Origin of the sequence: Phenylobacterium sp. (assembly GCF_019636135.1) — a bacterium.
Lineage (GTDB): Bacteria > Pseudomonadota > Alphaproteobacteria > Caulobacterales > Caulobacteraceae > Phenylobacterium.
Genome location: NZ_JAHBYD010000015.1, coordinates 35596 through 47886, shown reverse-complemented (window position 1 = coordinate 47886; position 12291 = coordinate 35596). Strand labels below are relative to the sequence as shown.

General features: G+C 71.8%; 13 protein-coding genes. 6 read left to right on the top strand and 7 right to left on the bottom strand.

Going from position 1 to position 12291, the window contains the following annotated elements; genetic code table 11:
- Positions 1–26 precede the first annotated feature (26 nt).
- Positions 27–956 (bottom strand): 2-hydroxyacid dehydrogenase, encoded by a 930-nt coding sequence (locus KF737_RS12000; RefSeq protein WP_296454745.1) that lies wholly within the window; start codon positions 954–956, stop codon positions 27–29.
- Between the two features lie 203 nt (positions 957–1159).
- Between KF737_RS12000 and KF737_RS11995 the strand changes: the two genes are divergently transcribed.
- Positions 1160–2425, top strand: coding sequence for an MFS transporter (locus tag KF737_RS11995; RefSeq protein ID WP_296454743.1), 1266 nt, complete (start codon positions 1160–1162; stop codon positions 2423–2425).
- A 32-nt stretch (positions 2426–2457) separates the two neighbouring features.
- Here the strand turns inward: KF737_RS11995 and ettA are convergent, their stop codons facing one another.
- Together ettA and KF737_RS11985 are read right to left on the bottom strand one after the other, a co-directional pair.
- Positions 2458–4122 (bottom strand): energy-dependent translational throttle protein EttA, encoded by a 1665-nt coding sequence (gene ettA, locus KF737_RS11990; RefSeq protein ID WP_296454741.1) that lies wholly within the window; start codon positions 4120–4122, stop codon positions 2458–2460.
- Positions 4123–4301: 179 nt separating this feature from the next.
- Complete coding sequence (locus KF737_RS11985) at positions 4302–4634, bottom strand: hypothetical protein (protein ID WP_296454739.1); 333 nt, start codon at positions 4632–4634, stop codon at positions 4302–4304.
- A gap of 113 nt (positions 4635–4747) precedes the next feature.
- Between KF737_RS11985 and KF737_RS11980 the strand changes: the two genes are divergently transcribed.
- From KF737_RS11980 to KF737_RS11970, 3 genes are all read left to right on the top strand, one after another.
- Entirely contained in the window at positions 4748–5344 is a 597-nt protein-coding gene (locus KF737_RS11980) for a TetR/AcrR family transcriptional regulator (RefSeq protein ID WP_296454737.1), read from the top strand.
- 63 nt (positions 5345–5407) lie between these two features.
- Positions 5408–5590, top strand: a complete 183-nt coding sequence (locus KF737_RS11975) for a CsbD family protein (protein WP_296454735.1) — start codon at positions 5408–5410, stop codon at positions 5588–5590.
- 185 nt (positions 5591–5775) lie between these two features.
- Entirely contained in the window at positions 5776–6330 is a 555-nt protein-coding gene (locus KF737_RS11970) for a YcbK family protein (protein ID WP_296454733.1), read from the top strand.
- A gap of 197 nt (positions 6331–6527) precedes the next feature.
- Here KF737_RS11970 and KF737_RS11965 read toward each other — a convergent pair whose 3' ends face one another.
- The 4 genes from KF737_RS11965 to KF737_RS11950 all read right to left on the bottom strand — a co-directional run bounded on the left by KF737_RS11965 (position 6528) and on the right by KF737_RS11950 (position 10867).
- Positions 6528–6821 (bottom strand): hypothetical protein, encoded by a 294-nt coding sequence (locus tag KF737_RS11965; RefSeq protein WP_296454731.1) that lies wholly within the window; start codon positions 6819–6821, stop codon positions 6528–6530.
- 10 nt (positions 6822–6831) lie between these two features.
- Positions 6832–8382 carry a L,D-transpeptidase family protein gene (locus tag KF737_RS11960; RefSeq protein WP_296454728.1) on the bottom strand — a complete coding sequence of 517 codons (1551 nt, stop codon included), beginning with the start codon at positions 8380–8382 and terminating at the stop codon, positions 6832–6834.
- Positions 8383–8575: 193 nt separating this feature from the next.
- Positions 8576–9601 (bottom strand): lysine-2,3-aminomutase-like protein, encoded by a 1026-nt coding sequence (locus KF737_RS11955; protein WP_296454725.1) that lies wholly within the window; start codon positions 9599–9601, stop codon positions 8576–8578.
- Positions 9602–9655: 54 nt separating this feature from the next.
- Entirely contained in the window at positions 9656–10867 is a 1212-nt protein-coding gene (locus tag KF737_RS11950; protein WP_296454723.1) for an acyl-CoA dehydrogenase family protein, read from the bottom strand.
- Positions 10868–11049: 182 nt separating this feature from the next.
- Between KF737_RS11950 and KF737_RS11945 the strand changes: the two genes are divergently transcribed.
- Together KF737_RS11945 and KF737_RS11940 are read left to right on the top strand one after the other, a co-directional pair.
- Complete coding sequence (locus tag KF737_RS11945; protein ID WP_296454721.1) at positions 11050–11721, top strand: spermidine synthase; 672 nt, start codon at positions 11050–11052, stop codon at positions 11719–11721.
- The gene (locus tag KF737_RS11940; RefSeq protein WP_296454719.1) at positions 11718–12254 is read left to right on the top strand and encodes a YkgJ family cysteine cluster protein; all 537 of its coding nucleotides are present in this window, start codon (positions 11718–11720) and stop codon (positions 12252–12254) included. Before KF737_RS11945 ends, KF737_RS11940 begins: the two co-directional genes overlap by 4 nt.
- The last annotated feature ends 37 nt before the right edge of the window (positions 12255–12291 follow it).

Genomic DNA, 12291 nt, shown 5'->3' with positions numbered 1-12291 from the left:
CTTTATATGTGATGCCGTCAAGCCCTTCAGGCCGGCGCCGGCGACTTCACGGGCTGGCCGGCAAAGTGGAGGCGCATGTTCTCCAGCGCCTCGGCGACCATGTTCGGGATGCCTTCGGTGGTGCCGCCGGCGCGGTGCGGCGTCAGCAGGGTGTTGGGCACGTCGGCCCAGCGCCCGGCGGGCGTCGGTTCGGCCTGGAACACGTCCAGCGCCGCGCGGCGCAGGCGGCCGGCCTTCAGCGCCGCGATCAGGGCGTCCTCGTCCACCACCGAGCCGCGGCTGACGTTGACGATCATGCCCTCAGGCCCCACCGCGTCAATCACCTCCGCGGAGATCAGCCCGCGGGTCGCTTCGCCGCCGGGGCAGGCGACGACCAGGATATCGCTGTCGGCCGCCAGCTCCAGCAGCGTCTCCGCGCGCGGCCACGGCGCGTCCTTCGGGCGCGGCCCCCACCAGCTCACCCGCAGCCCGAACGGCTCGCACCGCCGCGCGATCGCGGCCCCGATGTGGCCCAGCCCCACGACGCCTACGCGCCGACCGGTCAGCGACGGCTGCGGCGTCAGCCGGTCCTCCAGCCGCCAGCGGCCCTCGCGGATCGTCCGGTCCTGCACGTGCATGTCGCGGGCGCAGGCCAGCAGCAGGCCCATGGCGTGGTCGGCCACGTCGTCGGCGTTGACCCCGCCGGCGTAGGTCACCTCGATCCCGCGCGCCCGGCACCAGGCCACGTCCACGCCCTCGTAGCCCGCCGTCATCACCGCGATCAGCTCCAGGTTCGGCAGGCTCTCCAGGAACTCCGGCGTCAGCCCGAACTCGCCCGCATGCAGCAGCGCCCGCACCTGCGGCCGCTCGGCGTCGGTCAGCTCCCAGGCCAGGGCGGTCTCGTACCCCGCCGCGCTCAACGCCGGCCGCAGCGCCGCGATGATCCGCGCCGAGATCGCCACCAACGGACCCGCCATGCACGCCTCCCCAACCGGCCTCGTCCTGTAGCGGGCTTCGCCCTGGGGCGCAGCTTTTCCTCGCGCAAGCTTGACTTCGCCGCCCGGTTCGCGGAGTAACGCCGCTCGGTGAGCCCGGCGGCGGCTCGAGAAAATCGGCTCACCGGACGCCCCATGCCCTGCATGGCCCGGCCGCTTCGGCCGCCGCTCGAACTCGGCTCTTCATGGTCTCCTTCAAATCCCCGCTCTGGCGCGAGCGTGACTTCCTGCGCCTCTGGGCCGCCCAGTCCGTCTCGGACTTCGGCGCCCGCATCACCCGCGAGGGCCTGCCGATCATGGCGGTCGTCGTCCTGGCCGCGGCGCCGGCCGAACTCGGCGTGCTGGCGGCGATCTCCAGCGGCGCGGGCCTGGTCGTGGGCCTGACCGCCGGCGACTACGTCGACCATACGCCACGCCGCCGCATCCTGATCCGGACCGACGTGCTGCGCGCGGCGGTGCTGCTCAGCGTGCCGCTGGCGGCCTGGCTGGGCGTGCTCTCGATCTGGCAGGTCTATGCCGTCGCCGCGGTCGTCGCGGCGGCCAGCGTCCTCTTCGCCATCGCCGACCACGCCTACCTGCCGAGCCTCGTCGGCAAGGCCCACGTGCTCGACGCCAACGCCAAGATCGCCACCACCGAGTCCGTGGCCGAGATGGGCGGCCCGGCGCTGGCGGGGTTGCTCTTCCAGGTGCTGACCGCGCCCTTCGCCCTCGCCGTCAATGCCGCGACCTACGCCGTTTCGGCCCTGTTCCTGGCGCGCATCCGCACGCCGGAGGCGGCGCCCGACGCCAGCCGGCGGCGCGGCTGGCGGAGCGGCCTCGTCACCGGCGCCGCGGCCGCCTGGCAGGAGGCGCGCGTGCGGGTGCTGCTGATCATGACCGCCACCGGCGGCCTGTTCGGCGGCTTCTTCAGCGCGCTCTACATCGCCTACGTCCTTCGCGACCTCGGGCTCGGCACGGCGCTGATGGGCCTGGGCATCGCCGCGGGCGGCGCGGGCGCGATGATCGGCTCGGTGCTGGCCCAGCCGATGGCGCGCCGGCTGGGCGTGGGCCCGGCGATCTCGATCTCGGGGGCTCTGTCGGCGCTGGGCACGATGCTGATCCTGTTCGCGCCGGCCGACCGCGACGGCGCCTTCGCCGCCCTGATCGTCTCGCAGGTGCTGGGGGACGCGTTCGGCGTGGTCCCGCTGATCCTGGCGTCCAGCCTGCGCCAGAGCGTGCTGCCCAACAACCTGCTCGGCCGGGTCGGCGCGACGTTCCGGGCCGTCGCCGGCGGCGGCGCGGTGCTGGGCGCGCTGGCCGGCGGCCTGCTGGGCGGCGTCTTCGGCCTGCGCGCCACCTTGTTCGCCGCGATCGTCGGCTTGATGATCGGCCCGGCCTACGGCCTCGCGGCCCCGGCGCTCCGCCGGGTCAAGGAGATGCCGCCGGGCCCCGACGATCCAGTCGGCGGGTAGCGACGAGAGCCGGACGACGGCTGCGCCCGCCCCTATCGCGCGAACTTCTGGAACTTGATGCGGTGGGGGATGAGGCTGTCGGCGCCCAGGCGGCGCTTCTTGTCCTCTTCGTAGGCCTCGAAGTTGCCCTCGAACCACTCGACCTGGCTGTCGCCCTCGAAGGCCAGGATGTGGGTGGCCAGGCGGTCCAGGAAGAAGCGGTCGTGGCTGATCACCACGGCGCAGCCCGGGAAGTCCTCCAGCGCCGATTCCAGCGCGCCCAGGGTCTCCACGTCGAGGTCGTTGGTCGGTTCGTCGAGCATCAGCACGTTGCCGCCGGCCAGCAGCGTCTTGGCCAGGTGGACGCGGTTGCGCTCGCCGCCCGAGAGCAGGCCCACCTTCTTCTGCTGGTCGCCGCCCTTGAAGTTGAAGCTGCCGACGTAGGCGCGGGATGGGATCTCGCGGGTCCCCACCTTCACCACGTCGAGGCCGCCCGAGATCTCCTCCCAGACGTTCTTGTTGGGGTCGAGGTTGTCGCGGCTCTGGTCGACGTAGGCCAGCTTCACCGTCTCGCCCAGGCGCACCGCGCCCTGGTCGGCGCTCTCCTGGCCGGTGATGATCTTGAAGAGCGTGGTCTTGCCCGCGCCGTTCGGCCCGATCACGCCCACGATGCCGCCCGGCGGCAGCTTGAACGACAGGTTCCTGAAGAGGAGCTTGTCGCCGTACTCCTTCTCCAGGTTGTCGGCCTCGATGACCACGTTGCCCAGGCGGGGGCCGGGCGGGATCTGGATCTGGGCGAAGGTCTGCTTGGCGCGGTCGGCCTCGTTCTGCAACTGCTCGAAGGCGGCCAGGCGGGCCTTGGACTTGCTGCGCCGCGCCGACGGCGACGAACGCACCCACTCCAGTTCGCGCTCGATCGTGCGCTTCTTGCCGGCTTCCTCGCGCTCTTCCTGCGCGATCCGCTTGGTCTTCTGCTCCAGCCACGACGAGTAGTTGCCCTCGTAGGGCAGGCCCTTGCCGCGGTCGAGCTCCAGCGTCCACTTCGTCACCTGGTCCAGGAAGTAGCGGTCGTGGGTCACCAGGATCACGCAGCCCGGGAAGGCCTCCAGGTGGTGCTGCAGCCAGGCCACGCTCTCGGCGTCGAGGTGGTTGGTGGGCTCGTCCAGCAGCAGCATGTCGGGCTTGGAGAGCAGCAGGCGGGCCAGCGCCACGCGGCGGCGCTCGCCGCCCGACAGCTTGTCCACCGGCCAGTCGTTGGGCGGGCAGCGCAGGGCGTCCATCGCCATCTCGATGCGGCTGTCGATGTCCCAGAGGTCGCCGGCGTCCAGCTTCTCCTGGAGCGCGGTCATCTCCTCCATCAGTTCGTCGGTGTATTCCTCGCCCATCTGGGCGGCGACGGCGTTGTAGCGGTCGAAGATCTGCTTCTCTTCGCACCACGAGATGACGTTGCCCCAGACGTCGAGCTTGTCGTCCAGTTGCGGCTCCTGCTCCAGGTAGCCGCGCTTGATCCCGTCGGCCGCGAAGGCCTCGCCGGTGAACTCCTTGTCGAGCCCCGACATGATCTTGAGCAGCGTCGACTTGCCCGACCCGTTCACGCCCACCACGCCGATCTTCGCGTCGGGGTAGAAGCTGAGCCAGATGTTCTCGAAGAGCTTCTTGGCGCTGCCGGGGAAGGCCTTGGTCAGGCCCTGCATCTGGAAAATGTACTGCTGCGCCATGGGGCGTCGCCGCTCGCTCTTCGGAGGTGTGGGAGGTCGGGCGGGGAGATAGCGGCCGCAGGGGCCGGGCGCAACGCGGAAGGGCGTTCACGAGAAAGCGCAGGGGACGGCGCAGGCCCTCCCCCGCGAGGCGTCCCCGGACCGGCCGGACAAAGGAAGCCGGGCTCGGGAAGGGAAACTCACCTGGCGGCGGTCCGCACCTCGGCGGCGCCGGCGTTGCAGGCGCGGATCTGGCCGGCGGTCAGCTCGCGGGGGCCGGACCTGTAGGCGCTGACCGCGCCCAGCACCGCCGCCACCTTCCTGCACTCGCGCACAGGGCCATCGAGGTTGGCCTTGTGGGCCGCGACGCCGGTGCAGGCGTCGCCGTCGCAGCTCCACTGCACGCCTTCGATGGTCTCGCTCCGCGGTGTCGACGCGGCGCTGGCCAGCCTGGCCTCGCCATGGAACGCGCCGGGCGCCGCGGCAAACGCCGTCCCGCCCGCGAACACCGCCGCGGCGGCGATCGAACACACACACCAGGAACTTTGCATTCTCGTGATCCTTCCAGTAGAAAAGAGCACGACCGGTCGCTAAGCCAGAAAGAGCACGATCGTTCACTTTCTGTCAAGCAGGGAGGCTTGGCCTGTTGCGCAAGGGTGAAGCGACCCGCGGACGGATCATCGATTGCGCCGCGCGCCTCGCGGCGGTGCGAGGGCTGACGGCGGTCAGCCTGGGCGACGTCGCCGATGCCGTGGGCCTGTCCAAGAGCGGCCTCTTCAAGCACTTCGAGTCGAAGGACGCCATGCAGATGGCCGTCGTGGAGGCGGTCATGGAGCGTTTCGGCGAGATCGTCTGGAAGCCTGCCGAGACCCACCCGCCCGGCCGGGGCCGCCTGGAGGCGGTGTTCGAACACTGGCTGCACTGGTGCGAGAACGAGTGGGCCGAAAGCGGTTGCCCGATCATGCAGCTCACCACCGAACTCGACGATCAGCCCGGCCCCCCGCGCGAATACCTTCACATGGGCCTGGGCATGTTCCGCGCGGCCGTGATCCGCGAGTTCCAGGCATTGCGCGACCCGCCGCTGACCGAGGCCGAGGCGAAGGCCGCCTACTTCCAGATGCGCAGCTTCATCCTGGGCCTTTCGGAGGCGCGCCGGATGATGGGCGACGGCGACGCCGAGCGCTCGGCCCGCGCCGCCTTCGAAGCCCTGCTCGACCGCACCGCCCGCTCCGCCGCGGCCTGACGGAACCTCCGCGCCGCTGCGGCGCTGTCATGCCGGACGCGTGACACCGTAAGGAGCGAGAGCATGCACAAGGACGAAGCCAAGGGCGCCGCCAAGGACATCAAGGGCTCGATCAAGGAAGCCGTCGGCAAGGCCACCGACAATCCCGACCTCGCCGCCGAAGGCGCCGCCGAGCGGGTCGAAGGCAAGATCCAGAAGGGCGTCGGCGCCCTGAAGGAGGCGGCCCGGGACGTGCTGAAGCGCTGACCCGCCGATAGGCCCGCTCCCGCTGCGCGGTTCAGGCGCGGCGGGGGCGACGGCCGCCTTTCCTGGCGCGGCTCGAACGACGGGCATGCGGCGACCCGCTGTCGCAGGCCGCGGCGCGGACTCTTGACGTTAAGGATTCTCCCGCCATCTTGCGGCCTTTCCGACGGCCCGGAGGCGGAAGACTCTTGCCCAACCTCGTCCGCCGCAGAGAGCTGCTGACCCTCGGCGCCGCCGCGGGTCTCGCCGCGATCGCCGCCCCGGCCTGGGCCCAGCGCCTGGACATCTGGGAGCCGCGCCGCGCTCTGCTCGACAACCTGCACACGGGCGAGCGGTTCAACGAGGTCTACTACGCCAACGGCAGCTACCTGCCCGACGCCTTGGCCGAAGCGACCCGCGTGATGCGCGACTGGCGCACCGGCGACGAGCACTTCATCGACCCTGGCCTCTTCGACGCCCTGCACGCCATCGGCGGCCGGCTGGAGACGGCCCGGCCGTTCCAGATCATCTCCGGCTACCGTTCGCCCAAGACCAACGCGATGCTGCGCAGCCGCTCGAACGGCGTCGCCGAACACAGCCAGCACACCGTCGGCAAGGCCATCGACGTGCGCCTCGAAGGCGTGGACCTGTCCCGCCTGCGCGACGCGGCGATCGACCTGGGGGCCGGCGGCGTCGGCTACTACCCGGTCTCCAACTTCGTCCACGTGGACACCGGCCGCGTCCGCCAGTGGCGGGGCGCCTGATTCCGAGCCTCACCTCCCCCATCGCGGCAGCGATGGCGGGAGGGGGACCGTCCGCCGAGCCCGGCGCCCGCCGGGCGTAGAGCGGATGGTGGAGGGGGCGAGCCCCATCTCCAGAATCCAATACAGCCCGGTCGATCCGCCGCGCGTACGGCTCGCCCCCTCCACCACTCCCGCCGATGCTGCCGCATCGGGGGAGGTCAGGTCGGCGGCGTTTCCGGCGGCGGCTCGGGCTCGACCGTCGTCATGCCGGTGGCGGCGGCGTCGTCCTGGATCTGCTGTTCCTCCTGTGTCGGCGGTGGAGGCGGCGGCGGCGGAACTGCGGCCGGCGCGGCGACAGGCGCCTCGGCCGGCGTGGGCGGCGCGGCCTTCGGGGCCATCGGCGCCGCAGGCTCGGGCGTCAGGTCCCGGTCGAACTTCAGCGCGCGGCTGGCCGCCAGCGCGAGCAGGACCGCCACGCAGGCGCCCGCGATCCACAGCACCGTCCTGAACATCCCGCCCCCCTCAGGTCTTCTTCACGTCGGTCTTCGCCGCCGCAGCCGGCTTCGGCGTATCGGGCGCCAGCACGCCCACCCGCTGCAGAAGCTGGCGGTCCCAGTTGTACGGGTCCGAGCGGAAGTGCATCTCGCCGCCCGTGCCGGCGAACGCCGTCCAGTAGAAGATGAACACCGGCACCGTCGCAGGAAGCCGCGCCCGCACGGTCTTGTCGCCCTCGAGCTGGGTCCCGATCGCCTCGGGCGTCCAGGTGGCGTCGCCCTCCAGCAGCGCCTCGGCCAAGGCCCGCGGCTTCTCCACGCGCACGCAGCCGTGGCTGGCCTGCCGCGAGACCCGGTCGAAGCCGCCCTTCGACGGCGTATCGTGCAGGTAGACGGCGAACGGGTTGTCGAAGTCGAACTTGAAGCGGCCCAGCGCGCTCTGGTCGCCCGACGCCTGCTGGAGGCGCGGCTGCCCGCCCTCGACCGGGATGATCCGGTAGCCGTTGCGCGCCAGGTAGCCGGGGCTCGCCTTCTCCTTCGGCCACAGCTCGCGCGCCGCGATGCCCGACGGCACGTTCCAGGGCGGATTGATCACCACCGAATGGATGGCCGACGCCAGCATCGGCGTCTCGTCCCCGGGGCGGCCCGACACCGCCTTCATCGACAGCACCGGCTTGTCGTCGCGGAACAGGGTCACGATCGCCGCGCCCGAGTTCACCTGCACCCGCGTGGCCGGCATCGCCTGCGGCATCCAGCGCCAGCGCTCCATGTTGGCGATGATCTGCAGGACGCGCTGCCCGACCGGCTGGTTCAGGTAGGCGAGCGTGCCGGCGCCGACCACGCCGTCGGGCTTGAGGCCATAGCGGCGCTGGGCGCGGATCACCGCCTCCTTCAGCGGCGCGTCGAACACCGCCGCGCCGGTCGCCGGCAGCAGCGGATCCTCCGCCGCGAGGCGGGCCCGCAGTTCGGCGATGCGCGGGTCCTTGGAGCCCAGCTCCATCTTCCCGCCCTCGGCGACCTTCTTCCAGCCGCCGGCCGCGGCGATCTCGCGGTAGCGGGCCAGGCCGCGCTTCAGGGCCGTGTAGCCGGAATACCGGGGCGGCAGGCCGTCGAGCCACGCCTGCAGCCGCCCGTCGGCCAGCGCCTTCGCGAGGTCGGGCGCGGGGTCGTAGGGCGCCGGTCGCACCTGCCAGAGTTCGGGGAACTGCCCGGGGTCCATCCGGCCGATCTTCACGTCGTGGGCGTAGCGGACGAGGCCGTCGGCCAGCGCGGCCGCCTGCGCCGGCGTCAGCGGCTGGCCCTCGGCCAGGCCCGCCGGCAGGTAGTCCCTGGGCTGGAGCCCATGCAGGTCGGCGGCGGCCAGCGCCTTCAGCGCCACCGCCTGCTGGCTCGCGCTCAGCGGCGGGATCTCGACGGGCGGCGGAGGCGGCGGCGGGACGACCGCGGCGGGCGGAACCGGCAGCACCGGCGCGGGAGCAGGCGCCGGCTTCGGGGCGGCGGCCTTCGGCGCGGCGGCGGGCGCAGTCGCCTGCGCGGCCAGGACAGGATGGCCCAACGCCAGCGGCGCCAGCGCGGCCAAGGCCAGGCAGCGTCGAAAGCGTCCGCCTCGCGATCCGTACATTCTGGCGCCCGCCCCTTCTCTCACTGTCGGGATCATCTACGTGAGCCCGTGACCCCAGGATGAACGCACAGATGGGCTCGTCGGGCAGGTGTGTCGACGTCGCCGCATGAGATGACAGTCGCACCGTCACCTGCATGCAACATCGCGCGTCTCAGCGGGTCGGATATGCGTGCGATTCGCCGTGCGGGTCCGTCACTTCCCCGTCACCGGCGTAGCAGGGCCCGACCGGCGACTTCCCGTGCCCTCCCGGGATGTCGAGGATGTAGGTCGGCTGGCAGAGGCCCGAGACGCGCCCGCGCAGATCGCGCATCAGCGCCTGCCCCTCGGCGATGGTGTTGCGGAAGTGGCCGGTGCCGGGCGCCAGGTCCGGATGGTGCAGGTAGTAGGGCTTGATCCGCAGCTCCACGAGGCGCCGCATCAGCGCCTCCAGCACCGCCGCGGCGTCGTTCACGCCCTTCAGCAGCACCGTCTGGCTCACCATCGGGATGCCGGCGTCGAGGATGCGGGCGCAGGCCGCCGCGGCCTCGGGCGTCAGTTCGTCCGGGTGGTTGGCGTGCAGGCCCACCCAGGTGGTCTTGCCCGGCGCCTTCAGGGCCGCGACCAGCTCCGGCGTGACCCGTCCCGGATCGACCGCCGGGACCCGCGTGTGGAAGCGCACGATCTTCACGTGCCCGATCTTCGCCAGCCGCGCCGTCAGGTCGCTGAGCCGCCGCGGCGACAGGATCAGCGGATCGCCGCCGGTGACGATCACCTCCCAGATCTCCGGCCGCCCGGCGATGTAGGCCATCGCCGCATCGAGCTGTGCGGCGCTCAGCGGCCGGATGCCGTCGGGCCCCACCATCTCGCGCCGGAAGCAGAACCGGCAGTAGACCGCGCAGGCATGATTCGCCTTCAGCAGCACCCGGTCCGGGTAGCGATGCACCACGCCTTCGACCGGGCTGAACGCCTCGTCGCCGATCGGGTCGGCCCGTTCCTCCGGGGCCTGGACCAGCTCGTCCGCGGTCGGCACGAACTGGCGCGCCATGGCGTCGTTGTCCGGGATCGCCGCGGCCATCGCCGGCGTGATCGCCACCGCGTAGCGCGCGGCCACCGCCTCCAGCTCCGCGACCCGCCCGGGCGCGGCCAGCCCGGCGCCGACGAGGTCGGCCGGCGTGCGGAGGGTGCGGGGGCCAGGCATGGCGCGCCACATAGAGGGGCCGGCGTCGCACCGCAACGCCGTGCGATGCCGCGGTCAGGCGCTGTGCGTCGTGTCCGGCAGGCTGAGGATGCGCTTGCTGACGATGTTGAACTGGACTTCCTGGCTGCCGCCGTAGATCGACATGGCCTTGCCCCAGAGCCAGGCGCGGACCGCCTCGATCTCGTCGGGCGCGAAGTCCTTGCCGTCCCAGCCCAGGCCCTGCGACCCCATCAGCTCCAGCGTCAGTTCGGCGCGGGTCTGGGCGACCCAGGTGGCCGAGTTCTTCAGCACCGACGGCGCATTGCCAGGGCTGTTGTTGCCCTTCGCCTCGGCGGCGGCGCGGGCCAGCGTCAGGCCGTGGGCGCGGGCGTCCATCTCGTGCTTCACCAGGCGCGAGCGGAAGTCGGCGTCGGCCAGCCGGCCCTTGTCGTCCACGCCGATGTAGTCCTTGGCGATCAGGTTCAGCGGCTTGGGCGGACGGCCGCCCATCACCGAGCCCGTCTGGCTGGCGCGCTCGTGCTGCAGCAGGCGCTTGCCGACGGTCCAACCCACATTCAACTGTCCGAGGAGCGCGTCCTTCGGCGCCGTCGCGTCGGTCAGGAAGGTCTCGCAGAACGGCGAGGCGCCCGAGATCAGGCCGATCGGCCGCGTCTCGACGCCCGGCTGGCGCATGTCGAGCAGGAAGAAGCTGATGCCCTCGTGCTTCTTCGCCGATGGGTCGGTCCGCGCCAGCAGGCCGCACCAGTCCGAGTGCTGGGCTCCGCTCGTCCACGTCTTCTGGCCGTTGAACACCCACTTGTCGCCGGCGTCCTCGGCCTTCATCTGCAGGCTGGCCAGGTCCGAGCCGGCGTTCGGCTCGGAATAGCCGACGCACCACTGCACCTCGCCCCGGATGATCGGCGGCAGGTGCCTGGCCTTCTGCTCCTCGGTGCCGTAGTCCATGATCGTCGGGCCGATCATGGTCACGCCCATCCCGAACATCAGCGGGTTGAAGGCGCCCAGCTTGCTCATCTCCTGCCCCAGCACGCGGGCCTGGGCGACCGAGAGGCCGCCGCCGCCGTACTGCGTGGGCCACGTGGGCGTACCCCAGCCCTTCTCGCCCATGGCCTTGCGCCACCTGGCGAGGTCGGGGTCGGACGAGCGCGCCTCGGCCGAGCTCAACGCCGCGGCCTTGCCCTTCAGCGCGGCCGGGAAGTTGGCCTCCAGCCAGCTCCGCGCCTCGGCCCGGAAGGCCTCCAGATCGGTGTCGGCGCCAAAGTCGGCCATGGGAACGCTCCTCGAAGATCCGGCGCGGAACCTGGAGTCCGCGAGTATGGCCGCCACCCTAATTCGGATGACGCAACGAAAGCGAAGCGCCCTTTCGGCGCATGCCTGAACCTCCCCTACCCCATCCCGACGTTGAGCCGGGCGGCTTCCGGCCCTACTGAGGCGTCCGGCCGGACGCACGCATGAACCCCTGGATCCATCTCGACACCGCGCAGATCCCCGGCGGCGGCGAACTGCGGCTGATGCAGCGCGGGCAGGACTATTCGATCATGTCGGGGTCGATCGAGCTGATGAACAGCCGGCTCTACGGCTCGGAGGTCGCGCTGTGCGACCTCGCCGTCGCGAAGCTGCCGCCGAGCAAGGCGCCGCGCATGCTGATCGGCGGCCTCGGCATGGGCTTCACCGTGCGCGCGGCGCTGGCCGCCCTGCCGAAGGAAGCCCAGATCACCGTCGCCGAGCTCGTGCCGCAGGTGATCGACTGGGGCCGCACGCACATGGCCCGCCTCTACGGCGATAGCCTCGACGACCCGCGCGCCCGCGTCGTCCTGACCGACGTCGCCGACCTGCTGGCCGCAGCGAAGCCGCCCTACGACGTGATCCTGATGGACGTGGACAACGGCCCCGACGGCCTGAACCGCGACGCCAACGACGGCCTCTATTCCGTGGCCGGGCTGGCCGCGATGCGGCGTGCGGTGAAGACGGGCGGCGTGCTGGCCGTCTGGTCCGCCGGGCCCGACCAGGCCTTCGCCGGCCGCCTGCGTCGCGCAGGCTTCGCCGTCACCGAGCACCGCGTGGGCGCCAGCCCCTCGGGCAAGGGCCCGCGCCACATCATCTGGGTCGGCGTGGCGCGGTGAAGGCCTGCGGCCCCTGCACCCTGTGCTGCAAGGTGCTGGCCGTCGCCGATCTCGCCAAGCCGGTCGGCAGGCTCTGCGAGCACGCGAAGCCAGGCGCCGGCTGCACGATCTACGAGACCCGCCCGCACGCCTGCCGCAGCTTCGAATGCGTCTGGCTGATGGACGACGAGATGCCCCACCGCTTCCGTCCCGATCAGACCAAGGTGGTCCTCGACCAGGACGCCGAAGGCCTCTGGCTCATCGCCCGCTGCGACCCCGCCAACCCGCAGGCCTGGCGCCGCAACCCGATGTACGCCGCCCTGAAGGGCCGCGCCGAGGACACCTGGGGCTCCAGCCGCATCGTCCTCGCCACCGCCGGCCGCCGCACCTGGCTCGTCACCCCGCGCCAGGACGTGGACCTGGGCGAGGTAGACCTCTCCGCCGGCCTGAAGGTCACCGAGCGGCCGGACGGCTCGATCGAAGTGACCGCCGCGGGCTCACGGACCAGCGGTCGCGCCAACCTGTCGGCGCGGCGTGCGCCGCAGGCGCGCTGATTCCCACCACGAAGGGCACGAAGAACACGAAGGCTCC

What these genes read in the sequence shown, in the direction of transcription:
- KF737_RS11995 (WP_296454743.1), top strand. Translation starts at nt 1,160, where the DNA reads ATGGTCTCCTTCAAATCCCCGCTCTGGCGCGAGCGTGACTTCCTGCGC.
- KF737_RS11945 (WP_296454721.1), top strand. Translation starts at nt 11,050, where the DNA reads ATGAACCCCTGGATCCATCTCGACACCGCGCAGATCCCCGGCGGCGGC.
- ettA (WP_296454741.1), bottom strand. Translation starts at nt 4,122, where the DNA reads ATGGCGCAGCAGTACATTTTCCAGATGCAGGGCCTGACCAAGGCCTTC.
- KF737_RS11950 (WP_296454723.1), bottom strand. Translation starts at nt 10,867, where the DNA reads ATGGCCGACTTTGGCGCCGACACCGATCTGGAGGCCTTCCGGGCCGAG.
- KF737_RS11955 (WP_296454725.1), bottom strand. Translation starts at nt 9,601, where the DNA reads ATGCCTGGCCCCCGCACCCTCCGCACGCCGGCCGACCTCGTCGGCGCC.
- KF737_RS11975 (WP_296454735.1), top strand. Translation starts at nt 5,408, where the DNA reads ATGCACAAGGACGAAGCCAAGGGCGCCGCCAAGGACATCAAGGGCTCG.
- KF737_RS11965 (WP_296454731.1), bottom strand. Translation starts at nt 6,821, where the DNA reads ATGTTCAGGACGGTGCTGTGGATCGCGGGCGCCTGCGTGGCGGTCCTG.
- KF737_RS12000 (WP_296454745.1), bottom strand. Translation starts at nt 956, where the DNA reads ATGGCGGGTCCGTTGGTGGCGATCTCGGCGCGGATCATCGCGGCGCTG.